Annotated in this window: 14 protein-coding genes; 6 read left to right on the top strand and 8 right to left on the bottom strand. The window is 64.9% G+C overall.

The genetic code is table 11. From position 1 onward, the window contains the following. Positions 1-41: 41 nt before the first annotated feature. Both AC0L3B_RS26940 and AC0L3B_RS26935 read right to left on the bottom strand, forming a co-directional pair. Positions 42-239: a hypothetical protein gene (locus AC0L3B_RS26940; RefSeq protein ID WP_007603456.1), complete on the bottom strand. Its 198-nt coding sequence runs from the start codon at positions 237-239 to the stop codon at positions 42-44. Positions 240-439: 200 nt separating this feature from the next. Continuing rightward, complete coding sequence (locus tag AC0L3B_RS26935) at positions 440-1,381, bottom strand: acetamidase/formamidase family protein (protein ID WP_473381390.1); 942 nt, start codon at positions 1,379-1,381, stop codon at positions 440-442. Between the two features lie 182 nt (positions 1,382-1,563). Between AC0L3B_RS26935 and AC0L3B_RS26930 the strand changes: the two genes are divergently transcribed. The 3 genes from AC0L3B_RS26930 to AC0L3B_RS26920 are packed head-to-tail and all read left to right on the top strand — an operon-like array spanning position 1,564 to position 4,343. Beyond that, positions 1,564-2,313, top strand: coding sequence for a YdcF family protein (locus AC0L3B_RS26930; protein ID WP_473381389.1), 750 nt, complete (start codon positions 1,564-1,566; stop codon positions 2,311-2,313). A 54-nt stretch (positions 2,314-2,367) separates the two neighbouring features. Then, positions 2,368-3,150 (top strand): DUF169 domain-containing protein, encoded by a 783-nt coding sequence (locus tag AC0L3B_RS26925; protein WP_018455136.1) that lies wholly within the window; start codon positions 2,368-2,370, stop codon positions 3,148-3,150. Between the two features lie 14 nt (positions 3,151-3,164). After that, a complete protein-coding gene (locus AC0L3B_RS26920) occupies positions 3,165-4,343 on the top strand; it encodes a saccharopine dehydrogenase family protein (protein WP_377830183.1) in 1,179 nt (392 codons plus the stop codon). A gap of 158 nt (positions 4,344-4,501) precedes the next feature. Here AC0L3B_RS26920 and AC0L3B_RS26915 read toward each other — a convergent pair whose 3' ends face one another. Continuing rightward, positions 4,502-5,698 carry an FAD-dependent monooxygenase gene (locus AC0L3B_RS26915; protein ID WP_473381388.1) on the bottom strand — a complete coding sequence of 399 codons (1,197 nt, stop codon included), beginning with the start codon at positions 5,696-5,698 and terminating at the stop codon, positions 4,502-4,504. A gap of 146 nt (positions 5,699-5,844) precedes the next feature. Between AC0L3B_RS26915 and AC0L3B_RS26910 the strand changes: the two genes are divergently transcribed. After that, entirely contained in the window at positions 5,845-6,321 is a 477-nt protein-coding gene (locus AC0L3B_RS26910; protein ID WP_456654307.1) for a MarR family winged helix-turn-helix transcriptional regulator, read from the top strand. Here the strand turns inward: AC0L3B_RS26910 and AC0L3B_RS26905 are convergent. The 3 genes from AC0L3B_RS26905 to AC0L3B_RS26895 all read right to left on the bottom strand — a co-directional run bounded on the left by AC0L3B_RS26905 (position 6,290) and on the right by AC0L3B_RS26895 (position 10,531). Beyond that, on the bottom strand, positions 6,290-7,546 hold the full coding sequence (locus AC0L3B_RS26905; RefSeq protein WP_456654105.1) for an O-antigen ligase family protein: 1,257 nt from the start codon (positions 7,544-7,546) through the stop codon (positions 6,290-6,292). The genes AC0L3B_RS26910 and AC0L3B_RS26905 overlap by 32 nt on opposite strands. Before the next feature lie 180 nt (positions 7,547-7,726). After that, positions 7,727-9,277 (bottom strand): undecaprenyl-phosphate glucose phosphotransferase, encoded by a 1,551-nt coding sequence (locus AC0L3B_RS26900; protein ID WP_377830185.1) that lies wholly within the window; start codon positions 9,275-9,277, stop codon positions 7,727-7,729. 120 nt (positions 9,278-9,397) lie between these two features. Beyond that, positions 9,398-10,531 (bottom strand): glycosyltransferase family 4 protein, encoded by a 1,134-nt coding sequence (locus AC0L3B_RS26895; RefSeq protein WP_026232882.1) that lies wholly within the window; start codon positions 10,529-10,531, stop codon positions 9,398-9,400. A 203-nt stretch (positions 10,532-10,734) separates the two neighbouring features. Here AC0L3B_RS26895 and AC0L3B_RS26890 point away from each other — a divergent pair, with 203 nt between their 5' ends. Then, the gene (locus AC0L3B_RS26890; protein WP_247336899.1) at positions 10,735-13,011 is read left to right on the top strand and encodes a GumC family protein; all 2,277 of its coding nucleotides are present in this window, start codon (positions 10,735-10,737) and stop codon (positions 13,009-13,011) included. Between the two features lie 183 nt (positions 13,012-13,194). Here the strand turns inward: AC0L3B_RS26890 and AC0L3B_RS26885 are convergent, their stop codons facing one another. After that, the gene (locus AC0L3B_RS26885) at positions 13,195-14,376 is read right to left on the bottom strand and encodes a GNAT family N-acetyltransferase (protein ID WP_473381387.1); all 1,182 of its coding nucleotides are present in this window, start codon (positions 14,374-14,376) and stop codon (positions 13,195-13,197) included. A 124-nt stretch (positions 14,377-14,500) separates the two neighbouring features. Here AC0L3B_RS26885 and AC0L3B_RS26880 point away from each other — a divergent pair, with 124 nt between their 5' ends. Continuing rightward, on the top strand, positions 14,501-15,544 hold the full coding sequence (locus tag AC0L3B_RS26880) for a polysaccharide deacetylase family protein (RefSeq protein ID WP_094183354.1): 1,044 nt from the start codon (positions 14,501-14,503) through the stop codon (positions 15,542-15,544). Positions 15,545-15,565: 21 nt separating this feature from the next. Here AC0L3B_RS26880 and AC0L3B_RS26875 read toward each other — a convergent pair whose 3' ends face one another. Next, the gene (locus AC0L3B_RS26875) at positions 15,566-15,787 is read right to left on the bottom strand and encodes a DUF2842 domain-containing protein (protein ID WP_007603477.1); all 222 of its coding nucleotides are present in this window, start codon (positions 15,785-15,787) and stop codon (positions 15,566-15,568) included. Positions 15,788-15,804: the final 17 nt, after the last annotated feature.

Genomic DNA, 15,804 nt, shown 5'->3' with positions numbered 1-15,804 from the left:
TCCGCCTCTCGAGATCCGTCCGCCTCACGTTCGGCGCGCGCTCACGTCCTGCCATTGTCGCGAATCGACAAAAGCCCGTCCTTGATGGCGAGACGGATGCCTTCCTCGATCAAGGTACGTGCGACGCCGGGAACGCTGGTGCCGTGGGTGCCCTGTCTCACCAGCTTCTCCAGATAGGTGATGGTCGAGAGCGCCAAGGTTACGGGAATGCGGTCAGTCTCGGCTTTTTCGGTGGCCATGGCCGAACGCTAGCCTCTTACTCGGGTACATAAAAGTTACGATTAAGACTCTATTTAGGTTTGGAGGCAGAAGTCAAATGCAGGCTGCGGCGCCTGGTCAGCCCGTTGGAATCGCGAGGGAAATTTAGGCATGACAAGGCACGCCGCGCGGCAGGCCGGCGGCGGCGTGGCTTCGACCGGTCAGGAGTGGGCCGGTCGGCTCAGCCGTGCACGATCGTCTTTTCGATCATGCAATGGATGCCCTTGGAGCCGTTGACGGTCTGGGTCACCCGCAGATCGGCCGCCAGGCTGCACAGCGTATAGGCGTCCTCGCGCGACAAATTGCGCCTCTCGCCGAGCAGCACGATCATGTCGCGCAGCGCCCGCACCACGCACTGGTCCAGATCGGGGTCCATCGCCATGGTCATGTAATGCGTCGCCGTCTCGCCACGGGGATAATCGAGCCTGAGGTCCTTGCGCAGCGTCAGGCGAAAGCGGCCCTGAAGCGCGGTCTCGATCGCGGTGACGCAAACCTCGCCGTCGCCCTGCACGCCATGGCCGTCACCGCAGGAGAACAGCGCGCCCGGGACGAACACCGGCAGATACAGCGTCGCCCCGGCGCCAAGCTCCTTGTTGTCGAGATTGCCGCCCATGGCGCGAGGAACGAGCGAGGAGATGCGGCCCCAGGCCGGTGGCGGCGAAACGCCCATCACGCCGAAGAACGGCTTGAGCGGCAGGTCCAGCCCCCACGGCATGCGGGCGACCATCCGGGAACGGTCGAGCGGGATGTTCAGAATGCGCGTCTCGTGGAAATCGTCGGGCAGGGTGCCGGACAGCGGTTTGATCATGTTCCAGCCCCAATCCTGCCGGAGCTGGACGTCGAGGATCTCGACCGCGAGCACGTCGCCGGGCTCGGCGCCCTCGACCGCGATCGGGCCGGTGAGGATGTGGCCCGGCAGCATGCGCTCGTTCTTGGCATGAACCTCGTGCATCTCGGGCGGAATGTGAAATTTGCTGCGGTCGGGCAGCATGTCCGGACCACCGCTGATGGTGTCGACCGTGACCTCGTCACCGCTCGTGATGGTGAGGACGGGCTTGAGCGCAGCCTCGAAGAAGCCCCAATGACAGGTCTCGGGGCTGGAATGCAGGTGGTGATGGGTCATGTGGCGTCCGTCCGTTTCACAGGCCCGGGCTTGACCAGGCAATCGATCCTCTTCCAAGAAGCTTTCTGAAGATCGACGGGCGGGTCAAGCCCGCGCGCACCAGGCACGATCATTCCAGCGAGGCCCCCCTGCTTTTTGTCCTGTCCAAGACCCTCGGCGCCGCGGTGCTGCCGATCAACTTGATGATCGAACTCGGGATCGTCTCGGTGGTCCTGATGGCGACGCGCTTTGCCGCCTTCGGCCGCAAGCTCGCCGCGGCCACGCTGATCATGCTGGCGCTCGCCGCGTTTTCGCCGCTCGGCAACCTCTTGCTCTATCCGTTGGAGTCGCGTTTTCCGCCGTGGGATCCGTCGCGCGGTGCGCCCGACGGCATCATCGTGCTCGGCGGCTCGATCGACACCGATCTGTCGGCGGCGCACCGCACGCCGGTCGTCGCGCACGCGGCCGATCGCCTGTTTGCGCCGGCCGAGCTCGCGCGCCGCTATCCGAACACGCGCATTGTCTTCACCGGGGGCACCGCAAATCTGGTTTCGACGGACTCCCGGGAGGCCGACTACTCCGCGCCCATCCTGGAGAATCTGGGCATCGCGAAGCAGCGCCTGATCCTCGAGCGGGACTCCCGCAACACCTACGAGAATGCCATCTTCACCAAACAATTGGTGGCGCCCAAACCGGGCGAACGCTGGCTCCTGGTCACGTCGGCCTTTCACATGCCGCGTTCGATGGGGATCTTTCGCAAGGCGGGATTTGACGTCGAAGCCTATCCGGTTGACTGGCGAATGGGCGGGCGTGACGATCTCTTCTCTTTCACCAATGTCGGCACGGACGGGCTCGGCCGAACCGAGGTCGCCGTGCGCGAATGGATCGGGCTCGTCGCCTACCGCCTGATGGGCCGGACTGGCGAGTTGCTCCCGGGACCGGCGAAGGACTAGAACCGTTCAAGAAGCAATAACAGCCGGCGCGCCACTGCCGGCCGGGAGGACGCCATGCAACAGCAGAGTGCAGACAGCATCGATCTTGCCGGCCTCGTCGCCGATCTCAACAGCCTGTTGCGACTGAAGACCACGGTGATCGGCATGAAGCTGTTCGCGCGGACCGCGGACATGGAGGCAATTCCGAAAGTCCGGCGGCCGAACGCGGTCCACACCACCGACCAGATCGTCAGCATGGCCGCGCGTCTGGGCTGGACCGTGGGCATCACGGCCGACGATCTCGTCGGCGCACAATGCCGCGCGGTGATCGGCCTTGCACCGCAGGACGAGAAATGGCTCGCCGGCGAAAACTATGTCGGGGTCTGGCACGGCACCGCGGAGGACGCACGCAAGCGCCAGGAGGCGCTGGATGTGGTTCCGTTCGGGCAATATCAGGCGCTCGCGGTCAGTCCGCTGGCGAGCGGCCGGCTCGATCCGCCCGACATCTGTCTCGTCTATGCGACGCCGGGGCAGATGATCATCCTGATCAACGGGCTGCAATACACCGGCTACAAGAAGTTCGAATGGGGCGTGGTCGGCGAGACCGCTTGCGCCGATTCCTGGGGCAGGGCGCTCAAGAGCGGTGAGCCCAGCCTGTCCTTGCCATGCTACGCCGAACGGCGCTATGGCGGCGTGCCGGACGAGGAGATGCTGATGGCCCTGAAGCCGGAACATCTCGCCAAGGCGGTTGTGGGCATGAAGGCGCTGGCGAAGAACGGCCTGCGTTATCCGATCCCGCCCTATGGTATTCAAAGCGACGTCCGTGCCGGCATGGGCGTGAGCTACGCGAAGAAGTAAAGCAAAGGCGGATCATGAGCTCTGCGAAATTCGACATCGTCGTCTATGGCGCGACCGGTTTTACCGGCCAGCTCGTCGCCGAATACCTGACCCAGCGTTACAAGAGCGACCACGGGCTCAAATGGGCCATGGCAGGCCGCAGCCTCGGCAAGCTGAAATCGGTCCGCGATGCGATCGGCGCGCCCGGGAACACGGCGCTGATTGTCGCGGATGCGTCGGATGCGGCTTCGCTGAAGGCGATGGCGGAGCAGACGATGTCGGTGATCACCACCGTCGGCCCGTACCAGCTCTACGGCGAGGAGTTGCTCGCGGCCTGCGTGGCCACGGGCACGGATTATTTCGATCTCTGCGGCGAGCCGATCTGGATGCGCCAGATGATCGACAAGTACGAGGCGGCTGCAAAAGAGAGCGGCGCGCGGATCGTGTTGTCGTGCGGCTACGATTCCGTGCCGTTCGAGCTCGGTACGTTCTTCGTCCAGGAAGAGGCCAAACGTGTCTTCGGCGCGCCGGCCCCGCGGGTGAAAGGGCGTGTGCGCGACATGCGGGGCACGCTCTCGGGCGGCACCGCCGCCAGCGCTAAGGCGACCTTCGATGCGGTGGCCAAGGATCTCAGCCTTGTCGCGATTCTCAACGATCATTTTGCGCTGACGCCCGGCTTCACCGGCCCGAAGCAGCCGAAAGGCAACAGGGCCGCCTTCGAGGAGGATCTGCAATCCTGGGCCGCGCCGTTCACGATGGCGCTGATCAACACGCGCAACGTTCACCGCTCCAACATGCTGATGGGATTCCCCTACGGCCAGGACTTCGTCTACGATGAGATGGTCCTGACCGGTCCCGGCGAGAAGGGGGAGGCCAACGCCAAGCTCGTAATGGCTGCCAATGCAGGCAAGACCGGCCCCGACGCACCGAAGCCGGGCGAGGGGCCGTCGAAGGAAGAGCGTGAAAACGGTCTGTTCGATCTGCTCTATGTCGCGATCGCACCCGATGGCCGCATGGTTCGCGCCGGCGTCACCGGCGACCGCGATCCCGGCTACGGCTCGACCTCGAAGATGATCTCCGAATGCGCCATCTGCATGCTGCGGGACACGACTGACGTCGCAGCCGGCTTCTGGACCCCGGGCGCGGCGATGCAGCACAAGCTGATCAAGCGGCTGGTCGAGAATGCCGGGCTGACGTTCGCGGTGGAGAAGTAGAGGCGGTCACTTGCCGCAATCACGGTGTCATCGTCCGGCTCGACCGGACGATCCAGTATTCCAGAGACGGCACCGATTGAATCGAGAGGCCGCGGCGTACTGGATGCCCGCCGCAGTGCGCAAGTGCGCACAAGGCGGGGATGACAGCGTTCGTGCCACTACACCGCCCGCGCGTCGTAGGCGTACATGAACTCCATGCTTTTCGCGCCCAGCGGCAGCAGCCATTTCATCATCTGATTGCGAATCCACGCGCCGGTGGCGCTGAACTCGCGCTTGTTGTTGCCGTTGCGGCGGGCCATGGCGACGATCTTTTCCGTGCGCGGGCGCCGTTCGGCCTCGAAGGCCTGGAAGGTGGCGCCGAGCTCCCGGCCTTGCTGCATCAACCGGGCGAGGCGCATCGCATCCTCCAGCGCGAGCGAGGCGCCCTGGCCGGCATGGGGGCTGGTCGCATGGGCGGCATCGCCGATCAGCAGCGAGCGCTTGCGCGACCAGGTCGGCAGGGTGGCGACGTCGAGCGTGTCGGTGACCACGATGTTCTCGGCTGCCTCGATGATGCCAGGGATCGGATCGTGCCAGCCGCGGTGGAAGCCGCGCAGGTGCTGCTTCAGCGTTGCATGGTCGAGCGCGCGAAACATCGCCGCGTCCATGCCGTGCGCGGGTTGCGTGCTCCACCACATCACGCCGTCGTTCGGATCGGGGCTGCAATAGCCGTAGCCGAAGAAGCCGCTCTGTCCGAACGTGGTTTCGACGTGCCGGCCGATCGGCCGGCCATCGAGGACGGCGTGCGGTACGAAGCCGCCGAAGCCGATCAGTCCGGTATCGAACGGCTGCGGCCCGTCCGGGACGACTTGGCGCCGCGTCACCGAGTGCACGCCGTCGGCGCCGATCACGAAGTCGCCTTCGGCCGTGGTACCGTCGGCGAAGTAGGCGATGATCGGCTGGTCGGCGCGATCCTCGATCTTGATCAGGCGCTTCTCGAAATAGAGCGAAACGCATGCGCACCAGGCCTTGTCGATCAGCATCTCGTTCAGCGTGGCGCGGCAGACATTGACCGCGGGCTGGCCGAAACGTCGCGCCATGTCGCGGTTGATCGAGCCGAGCCTCTCTCCGCCTTGCGAATAGAAGTCGAACGATTCCGCGATCGAGCCGCGGCTGATCAGCTCATTCGAAAGGCCAATCTCGTCCATGACTTGCATGCCGTTCGGCGCGATCTGAAGGCCGCCGACGATGCCCTTCGAATAGGGCCAGGCCTCGTAGATCGCGGACTCGATGCCGGCGCGGCGCAGCAGGACCGCCGCGACGGGGCCGGCGATGCCGGCGCCGATGATCAGGGCCTTGCGAGGACGATAGGACATGGCTTGCTCCCGACGTTTCCGTGGTGCTAGGAGAATTCCAACCGCTAAATCTCTTAGTGACTAAGATATATATCGACTAAGATATGAGGTCTGCCTTGTCAAGGACGAAGGCGCGCGCTGCGCTGCTGCAGGAACTCGAGGAGGCGATGCGCAGGACGTCCGCGCAGGGTGTGCTTTATGGCCAGACCGTTGCGAACGTTGCCGGAATCGCCAATTCCGACCTCGAATGCATGGACATCCTGTACCTCGAAGGCCGCGTCACCGCCGGCCGGCTCGCCGAAGTCACGGGGCTCACGACCGGCGCCATCACCGGCGTGGTCGACCGGCTCGAGAAGGCGGGCCTGGTCCGTCGTGAGCGCGACGATGCCGATCGTCGCAAGGTCTTCATTGCCGTCGTGCCGGAGGCGATCGAAAGGCTCGGCCAGTTCTACGTGCCGATGCAGCAGGCGATGGAGAAGGTTTTTGGCGGCTATTCCGACCAGGAATTGCGCCTGCTGCTGCGCTTCGCCAATGAGGGCTACAAGGGCGTGCTGGCGGCGACCGCGGCGCTGAAGGGCCTGCTCGACACGCCGCCCGAGAAACGCCCCGATCTCAAGCTGAAGAAGCTTCGTCGCCAGCCTTGATCTTGTAGATCTGCGCAGCCGCGATCATGCCCCACATCGCGCCCAGCATCATCCAGAAATGCCGCCAGTGGTCGGTGTCGATCACGAAGCTTTCGCCGACGGTGCCGACGAAGGCGGAGAACACCGCCAGATAAGCGCGCTGCCAGGGCACCGGCACGAAGATGTGCCTGACGCCCATGATGACGGTCGTGAAGACCAGCGCGGGGTAGCAGATGCCGGACAGCCAGCCGCCCGACATGAAGGCGTTGAGATAAGAGTTGTGGGTGTCCTCGGGGAAGAAGCGGTGGAATTGCAGCGGGCCGATGCCGAACGGCAGGTCGAGCGCCATCTCCGCTCCCAGGATGTGCCGGCCGAACCGGCCGAACCTGCCTTCGTCGTAGCTCTGGTCGAAGCTCGCGCGCTGCTTGAACATTTCGGCGGTGGAATCGAACGACATCAACACCGCGATCAACGCGAGGCCCAGCACCGCGGCCAAAATCGCCATGACGATGATGCGCGAGCGCTGCGCGTTGGTGCGGCTGGTCAGCACCATCAGCGCCAGCATGAAGGCGGATGTCAGCACCAGCCCGCCCCAGGCGGCCCGGGAGAACGCGAGCAGGATCGCGAGCGACATGATGCCGAAGGCGATGACGTTGCGGAGGGCCTTGCCGAACTTGTCGGAGACGACGCTCTGCAGCGAGAACAGCGCGGGCAGGATCAGGAAGGCGCCGAGCACGTTCGGATCCTTGAAGGTGCCGCGCGCGCGTCCGTACAGTGTGAGGAGGTCGTCGCCGCCGGGAACCAGGTGGAAGTAGCCGGCGACCGCCGACAGCGAGGCGACCATCGCGCCGATCACGAGCCCGCGGCGGAGCATGTCGAGCCGGGCAGCGGTGTCCTCCGACGTGACCATGGCGAAGAACACGACCGTCACCGCCATGTACCAGGAGGTCGCAATCCAGCTCACCACCTCGGACTGCTCGAACAGCGGGATCGCGCTGATCGTATAGCCGATATTGAGCAGGACCAGCATCAGCACCAGCGGCATCAAAGCGAGCCGCAGACGCAGTCCGGTGGCGAAGAAGGTCACCGTGGCCAGCAGCGTCACGATCTCGTAGGGGCTCGGCTCGATGAACACGATCGCGCCGGAGGCGCCGACCAGCCATACCAGCGCGCGCTGGAGCGCCAACACGCCGGGCGCGGCCCGAACCGCTGCATTCATCTCCCCGGCTGTTGCCGCATACGCCATCACACGCTCACACGTTTACGCAACTGGTACGCCACAAATACCGCTGTCATCGCCCGGCTTGACCGGGCGATCCAGTACTCCGCGGCTTCTATTGCGGAAACGGCCGGCGCCGCGGAGTACCGGATGCCCCGCCCCAATGCGCAACAGCGCACAAGGAGGGGCATGACGGAAAAATTCAACTCAATACGCGTTCTCGTTCTTGGTCAGCAGCGAGATCGGCGTCTTCAGCAGAATGACGAGATCGAACAGCACCGACCAGTTCTCGATGTAATAGAGGTCGAACTCGACGCGCTTCTGGATCTTCTCTTCGTTGTCGATCTCACCGCGCCAGCCGTTGATCTGGGCCCAGCCGGTGATGCCGGGCTTGACCCGGTGGCGGGCGAAATAGCCGTCGACGGCTTCGTCGAACAGGCGGCTCTGCAGCTTGCCCTGTACCGCATGCGGACGTGGGCCGACCAAAGAGAGATCGCCGGAGAAGACCACGTTGAAGAGCTGCGGCAGCTCGTCGAGGCTGGTCTTGCGGATGAAGCGGCCGACGCGGGTTACGCGCGAGTCGTTCTTGGTCACGACCTTCGAGGCCGTCGGATCAGCCTGATGATGGTACATTGAGCGGAACTTGTAGACGTGGATGCGCTCGTTGTTGAAGCCGAAGCGCTTTTGGCGGAATAGCACGGGTCCGGGGCTGTCGAGCTTCACGGCCAGCGCCACCAATCCCATCACCGGCAAGGCCACAAGCAGCGCGAGGGTGCCGACCACGCGGTCGAACAGCCATTTCATCACCAGGTCCCAGTCGGTGATCGGCGCCTCGAACACGTCCAGCGTCGGTACCTCGCCGATATAGGAATAGGAGCGAGGGCGGAAGCGTAGCTTGTTGGTGTGTGCGGAGAGGCGGATGTCCACCGGCAGCACCCAGAGCTTCTTCAGCATCTCCAAGATGCGCGTCTCGGCGGAGATCGGTAGCGCGAACAGCACGAGATCGACGCGGGTGCGGCGGGCGAATTCGACGATGTCGTCGACCTTGCCGAGCTTGCGCGCGCCGGCACAGGTGTCGAGCGCGCGGCTGTCGTTGCGGTCGTCGAATACGCCGAGCACATGGATGTCGGAATCCTCCTGCTGCTTCAGCGCCTCGACCAATTGTTCGCCGTTGCCGTCGGAGCCGACGATGATGGTGCGGCGGTCGAGCCGGCCCTCGCGCCCCCAGGCGCGCACCAGCGAGCGCAGCACCAGACGTTCGCAGAGGAGCGCGGCGAGCCCGAGGACGTAGAAGGCGGCAAGCCAGAGCCGCGATATTTCGCTGCCGAACTTGGCGAAGAAGGAGATGCCGATGAACAACAGGAAGACGAACGACCAGGACGAGATCATCCGCGTCATCTGCCGGAGCTGACCGCGGAACAGCTGCACTTGATAGATGTCGGCGGCTTGGAAGCAGACCACGGCGGAAACCGCGACGGCGATGATCTGCGCGGGATAGATCCAGCTGAAGGAGCCGGCGTGCGGCATGACATAGCCGAGATAGAGTACGATGCCGACGAGGCTCAGCAGCGCGAAATCGGCGAGGCGCACGAAGCCGGTGATCACGATCGGCGAATAGGCGCGGGCGACCTTCTGGTTGACGACGTCGAGCGCGGCGGGCGAGAGCCGCTGGCGGCGCTCCACAAAGGGCCGGTCAGCCGGCTTCGCCGCGGCGCTGGTCGCGGCATCGAGCATCGAGCGTGCGTTGAGCGGTTCCACGGGCGTCCACGTCCATTCCAAAAACCCGCGGGACGCGTCCTTGCGCCCCGGGCGAGCATCCCCTGGCACATCGATTATCGAACAAATCGGAAGATTCTCTAAAGCGGGCCTTAAGGATGGTTAGTGATTGGTAAATGCGTCGCGATAGCCCGCGAGCACGCCCTCGACCATCGCCTGCTGCGAGAAATGCGCGGAGATGCGCTCGCGAAGCGACAAGGCGCGCTGCGCTGTTCCCAGCGGATTGTCGAGCGCGGCCGCGATCGCCTCCGCCATGGCTTCCGCGTTGCTCGGCGCAAACAGCGCCGGGTTCTCCGCGCCGAAAATCTCGGGAATGCCGCCGATCTTGGACGCAATCATCGGAATGCCGGCGGCACCGGCCTCGATCACGACATAGGGCATGGAATCGCCACGCGACGGAACGACCAACAGCCGCCCCTTGGAGAAGCCGTAGCGTGCCTTGACGTGACCGATGAAGCGGATGGCGCTGGAGAGGCCGAGCCTCTCGACCTGCGCTTTCAGCGCCGCGGTCTCCTCGCCGTCGCCACCAAGAGTCAGTGTGACCTTCTTGCCGCCCTCGTGCAGGCGCGCCACCGCGTCGACCAGCAGATCGGCCCCCTTGATGTGCCTGAACTCACCGACATAAGCGAGGTCGGTGGCGTCGTCGGCCATGACGACAGGTTCGAATTCCTCCGGCGTCACGCCGTTGAAGACGCAATGCACCACGCCCTTCGGCTTGCCGACGATGCGCTGATAGGTGTCGCGGGCAAACGCGCTTTCGAACAGGAACAGGTCGGTCGCATCCATCAGCGCACGCTCGAGCCGCGCGTAAAACTCGCCCTTGAGGGTGTTGAGGGGATAATGCAACGAGCCGCCATGCGGGGTGTAGATGCGGATGGTGTCGTCGGATCGCCGCCGCATCCGGATGAAAGCGCCGGCCTTGGCGCCGTGGCCATGCATGACGTCGGGCTTGAGCGTGGCAATCAGGCGCCGCAAGCGAAACCAGACCAGGACATCGTCAGGCGACGGTTCGCGGCGGATCGCCATCCGGTGCACGCCGAGCTTCAGCCGCGGTGCGAGCTCGGCAAGGGCCTTGTCGGCGCGCTCACCGCCGGTGAGACTGTCGGCGAGAATTCCGACGTGATGGCCACGATCGACCTGGCCGTTGGCGACGTCGAGGATGTGGCGGAAGATGCCGCCGACCGGAGCGCGCACGGCGTGCAGGATGCGAAGCGGCTGGTCGGGAGAGGGGGGCATGATCAAAACCAGCGCTCGACGGCGAATGCTCGAACAATCTGACGAAATATCGAGACGGATTAAGAGGCCTCGTGGTTAACAAACGGTGACGGACGCACCTGCGCGAGCCGCCCGACGCTGCGATTAACCCAGCGGCAACCTTAATGGAGTGTAATCGCCCTGGTTGAGGTAGGTTCGTGGCGTTGCGCCTGCGGGAGTGTTCGATGCGTTTAGCGTTCTGGCGTGCCGGCAAGGACAAGGCGGTGGTCAAGCGGGCTGTCTCGAAGGCAGCAGCCAAGCGGGCTGAACTCGAGCCCAGCATTGAAGCAAAGCCTGCGCCCGTTGCTCCGCGGTCGGCGCCAGTCGAATCCGGCGACATCGACCTGCACGCGCTCGGCGCGGCATTGGCGCGCAAGCGCGGCTGGATCATCGTTCCGACGGTGCTGGCGCTCGTCGCATCCATCGCAATCGTCAATCTCATCACGCCGCGCTACAAGTCTGAATCCCGTATCCTGATCGACGGCCGTGAGAACGTGTTTCTGCGGCCCAATAGCGATCGCGCCGAGGAACGGCAGGCGCTCGACGCCGAAGCCGTCACCAGCCAGGTGCAGCTCGTGCTGTCGCGCGATCTCGCGCGCGAGATCATCAAGAAGAACAAGCTTGCGGAGCGGCCCGAGTTCGATCCGGTGCTGCAAGGCGTTTCGCCGCTGAAGTCTCTTGCGGCGCTGGTCGGCATGGGCCGCGATCCGTTCTCGATGACGCCGGAAGAGCGGGTGCTGGACGCCTATTACGAGCGCCTCCAGGCCTACGCCGTCGACAAGTCACGCGTGATCGTGATCGAATTCCAGTCTGCCGATCCCGATCTCGCCGTCCGCGTCGCCAATTCGATCGCCGACGGCTATCTCGTGCTCCAGCAGGATGCGCGCCAGGACCAGGCCCGAAACGCCAGCCAGTGGTATGCCGGCAGGATCGACGAACTGCGACGGAATGTCTCCGAGGCCGAAGCGAAGGCCGAGGATTTCCGCTCCAAGTCGAGCCTGTTCGTTGGCACCAACAACACGACGCTGTCGAACCAGCAGATGGGCGAGGTCAACACCCAGCTCAACAACGCGCGCGCGCTCAAGGCCGATGCCGAGTCCAAGGCGCGCCTGATCCGCGAGATGATCCAGAGCGGCAAGCCAATCGAATCGTCGGAAATCTTGAACTCGGAATCGATGCGCACGCCCTCCCAGCAGCGCGTGGCGTTGCGGGCGCAACTGGCCGAGCAATCGTCGACGTTGCTCGGCAACCATCCGCGCATCAAGGAGTTGAAGGCGCAACTCGCCGACCTCGACACCCAGATCCGCGACGAGGCCGCCAAGCTCGCCCGCACGCTCGAAAACGATGCGCGCGCCGCCAGCGGGCGCGTTCAGGAATTGTCGGCGAGCCTCGAGCAGCTCAAGAAGCAGGCGACGGCCACCAACGGCCAGGACGTGCAGCTCCGCGCCCTCGAGCGTGAGGCCAAGGCGCAGCGCGACCTGCTCGAAACCTATCTCGCGAAGTACCGTGAGGCCAACACCCGCGAGACCATCGACACCGCGCCGACGGATGGCCGCATCATCTCGCGCGCCGTCGTCTCGAACACGCCGGCCTATCCGAAGAAGCTGCCGATCGTGCTGATCGCGACGATCGCGACACTGCTGCTCTCGTCCGGCGTCGTCGTCACCGGAGAGTTGTTGCGCCAGACCGCGCCCCGTGCGGTGGCGGTGTTCACGCCAACGCTCATGCGGGCGTCGGCTCGCCAGGAACAAATCGTCCAACCGGTGGTCGTCGAGCCCTTCGCCGATCCGGTCGTCGATCCGGTCATGGCAGAACCCGCGCCGCTGCAGCCGGAGATGACGGCCGATGCCGATGTCGCCGAATTCGCGGAGATCGAGCATCTGGCCGACAGCCTGCGCGCCGCCGGAGCCATGGCGAAGAAGGTCACGGTGCTCGGCACTGCGAGCGGCGAAGCCATCACGCTGTCGACGCTGACATTGGCCCGGCACCTGGCGCGCGATGCGCGGGTCGTCGTGGTCGATCTCGCCGCGTCCTCGCCGACCATGGCCGCCGTGTCCGTCGATGCCTCGGCACCCGGCCTCGCCGAACTGATGCAGGGCGAGGCGTCGTTCGCGCAGATCATCACCCGGGACAAGCTCTCGCGGCTGCATCTGGTCATGGCAGGCCGCCCCGGCTTCGATCGCAGCCTGTTGCAGTCGCCCCGCGTGACGCTCGCGATCGACGCGCTGCTGCGCGCCTACGACCACGTGCTGCTCGATGCCGGCAGTGCCTCCGACCTTCCTGCGGAGCTCCTGACGGCGAATGCCCGCGCCGTCGTCGTGCCCGACGCGTCGATGGCGCCGGATGCGCGCGCACTGATGTGCGAGCAGCTCAGCGCCGTCGGATTCAATGAAGTGACGATGCTGAACAGACCGGTGCAGCCGTCGGATGCGAGGGACGCGCCGCGCGTCGTGGCGGCGTAGGCGTTTCTTACCCTCTCCCCCTGTGGGAGAGGGTGGCTCGCCGCGATAGCGGCGAGACGGGTGAGGGGTCTCTCTCCGCGCGTGCCTCTCGCATTTTGACTTGCTGATACAACCCCTCATCCGGCGCTTCGCGCCACCTTCTCCCACAAGGGGAGAAGGTGGGCAGTCGTGCAATGGCGAGAGCTACCCGAACGCTCGCCGCAGCCGCTGCGCCAGGTCGAACAACATCTGGTTCTGTTTCACCAGCCGCTTGCCGTGGCTCAGCGAGGACATCGCCATCGCCGCGAGCTTTCCGCGTGGCGTCAGCGGAACAAAACTGTCGAAGATGTCCTGGTCGTCCTTGCAGAACATCCGCTTGTACTCGTCCGAGCCGATGCCGAGGTCGAGCGAGCGGTAGCCGCGCTCGGCGCAGCGGTCGATGATGTAGCGCATCAGGATCAGCCCGGGGCTGTAGCGGGCGTGCTCGGACATTGTGTAGGTGTTGAACATCATCGAGAAGCGCTTGCCGTCGGCGACGCCAGCGAAGATTGCGATCACCTCGTCGTCGCATTCGAGCGCGTGGATGTCGATGACGCGGCCGTCGCCGCGTGGTGCAAGGCAGGCGCTGCGGACGAATTGCTCGACGCCGGGCTCTGCGAAGACGTTGGGCAGCTTCTGTTCGGCCATCCGAGCCGGCTTGATACGGAAGAACCAGTCGAGCAGGCGGGTGATGTCCGCATCGGTGGTCGCCAAATGATAGCGATAGCCGGCGAGCGCCTGGAGCTTCTTCTCCTTGCTCTTGAGGCGGCGGCGGAAGGAGTTGCTGATCCGCGATGCCGGCGGACCGCCCGGTTCCATCGTGAGCAGCGGGCAGCCGTTGATCGCGCTTTGGCGTGGCAAATGCGCGAACGGGTTCTGCTGGTCGTTCCAGTGCAGCGGCTGCTGCGTCAGTGCGAGCACGTCGGCATGTTCGTTGAGCGGCGCAAGCAGCGCGTCGAGATCACCGCTGGCGACCTGCGCTGCAAATTCGGCGTTCCACAAGCCCATGTTGAAGGTCGTATGCTTGCCGCCCATGAAGCAGGCGGTGCGCACGCCGTGGCTTTGGCGCAGCGAGAGCGGCAGCAGCAGCAGCGGCCGATGCTCGGAGTCGCGGGCAATGACGATAAAGGGGCGGGCGCGTTCCTGCTCGCCGACCAGACGCTGCCAGGGACTGAGCAGATCAAATCGCTGATAGGGCGTGAAGAGATGACCGGGCTGCTCGAAGGCGCGCCAGACGGCCTCGGCCGCGCGGAGATCGGTCACGATATCGACATGCGCGATGCGGCCCGCTTTCGACTGCGCTGGCAATTCTGCCGTCCGGCTTTGCATCGCCGCAGCCATGGTCATTCGCGAACCTGTCGAGAAATCAAAAATATGCGTAATTCGGCCTGTGGCCGACCTTTGCAAAGAAATGTCAACAAAGGGTAATGACTAAGAGGGGACCGGCCGCCGACGGGCGCGAGGTGGGACATTGGCATCCGACGACAGATGGCTGGAACGGCTGCGACTTGAGCTGACCTGGTTCACGGGCCAGGCTGCGCTGCGCAGTCGTGGTGCCGGCGCCATCCTGCGCTTTGCGCATGTGCGGTCGCGCCGGCGCGGCGGGTTTCAGCCGCTGCGCGAGAACGAGATCACGCCGCATTTCCTCGATCGCGCCATTCGCGCGCTGAAGCGGTGGAACTATGATTTCGTCGGCATGGACGAGGTCTGCCGGCGCGCGGTGACGCTGTCGGAACAGCGGCGCTTCGTGGCACTCACCTTCGACGGCGCCGGCAAGGATCTGATCGACTTTGCCTATCCGGTGCTGGCGCGCCACGCCGTGCCCTTCACGATCTATGTGCCCACGGCGTTTCCCGACGGCGTCGGCGAGGCCTGGTGGCTCGGACTTGAACAGGTGATCGCGCGCGAGAGCCGTGTCAGTCTCTTGATGGGCGAGAAGGAGCAGCGCTTCACTGTGACTGGCAACGCGGAGAAGCAGGCGCTGTTTTCGTTCCTCGAGGCCTGGCTGCGCTCGCTGCCGCCGGCGGATGTGTCGGCTGCGATCGCAGACCTCTGCACGCGCTACCGGGTCGACCTTGCCGCGCTCTCACGCGAGGCATCGATGAATTGGGAGGATCTGGCAAGGCTTTCGGCCGATCCGCTGGTGACAATCGGCAGTGCGACCGTGAACTATCCCGTTCTCGCCAACATGAAGGATGCGGCCGCGCTGCGCGAGATGACGATGGGCAAGGCAGTCGCGGAAGCGGCCTTCGATCGCGACATCCGGCATCTCGCCTTTCCGTTCGGTGATCGCGCCTCGTTCCGGCGCAGCCATGTCATCATGGCGGAGGAGGCCGGTTTTGCCAGCGCGGTGACGACGATCCCGGGCGTGGTGGACGCGGAGGGACGCACCAATCTGCGCGCGCTGCCGCGCATTTCCTGGGATGGCCGGGTGCGCTCGCTGCGCATGATGCGGGTGCTGGTGTCGGGGGTCGCTTTTGCGCCGGTGAAGCCGACCGGGACTGCTGCGACCTAGAAGCGCTACGAACTGGAAGCGCTACGAACTCGACTTGGCCCGATCGGGCCGCTGCATCCAGCTCACGATCGGCATGGCCGGCAGCACCCAGCCCATGCCGACCACCACATAATAGATGGCCTGGCGCCAGCCGGACTCGGCGATCCACGGCATCTGCGCCAGCGCCATGCCGAGCAGTGCCCAGACGGTGGCGAGCACCAGGAGCAGGATGGTGCCGAGGAACTTGCGAGTGCGGATCGTCATGACGGAATATCGCGGCT

It is taken from the genome of Bradyrhizobium sp. Kon56 (assembly GCF_055807635.1).
The sequence above is the reverse complement of the archived record's forward strand: the minus strand, read 5'-3'. Positions and strand labels throughout refer to the sequence as shown.

Excerpts from the sequence above, each read along its gene's own strand:
- AC0L3B_RS26940 (WP_007603456.1), bottom strand. The coding sequence starts at position 239 with ATGGCCACCGAAAAAGCCGAGACTGACCGCATTCCCGTAACCTTGGCG.
- AC0L3B_RS26935 (WP_473381390.1), bottom strand. The coding sequence starts at position 1,381 with ATGACCCATCACCACCTGCATTCCAGCCCCGAGACCTGTCATTGGGGC.
- AC0L3B_RS26930 (WP_473381389.1), top strand. The coding sequence starts at position 1,564 with ATGATCGAACTCGGGATCGTCTCGGTGGTCCTGATGGCGACGCGCTTT.
- AC0L3B_RS26925 (WP_018455136.1), top strand. The coding sequence starts at position 2,368 with ATGCAACAGCAGAGTGCAGACAGCATCGATCTTGCCGGCCTCGTCGCC.
- AC0L3B_RS26920 (WP_377830183.1), top strand. The coding sequence starts at position 3,165 with ATGAGCTCTGCGAAATTCGACATCGTCGTCTATGGCGCGACCGGTTTT.
- AC0L3B_RS26915 (WP_473381388.1), bottom strand. The coding sequence starts at position 5,698 with ATGTCCTATCGTCCTCGCAAGGCCCTGATCATCGGCGCCGGCATCGCC.
- AC0L3B_RS26910 (WP_456654307.1), top strand. The coding sequence starts at position 5,845 with ATGCGCAGGACGTCCGCGCAGGGTGTGCTTTATGGCCAGACCGTTGCG.
- AC0L3B_RS26905 (WP_456654105.1), bottom strand. The coding sequence starts at position 7,546 with ATGGCGTATGCGGCAACAGCCGGGGAGATGAATGCAGCGGTTCGGGCC.
- AC0L3B_RS26895 (WP_026232882.1), bottom strand. The coding sequence starts at position 10,531 with ATGCCCCCCTCTCCCGACCAGCCGCTTCGCATCCTGCACGCCGTGCGC.
- AC0L3B_RS26890 (WP_247336899.1), top strand. The coding sequence starts at position 10,735 with ATGCGTTTAGCGTTCTGGCGTGCCGGCAAGGACAAGGCGGTGGTCAAG.
- AC0L3B_RS26885 (WP_473381387.1), bottom strand. The coding sequence starts at position 14,376 with ATGACCATGGCTGCGGCGATGCAAAGCCGGACGGCAGAATTGCCAGCG.
- AC0L3B_RS26875 (WP_007603477.1), bottom strand. The coding sequence starts at position 15,787 with ATGACGATCCGCACTCGCAAGTTCCTCGGCACCATCCTGCTCCTGGTG.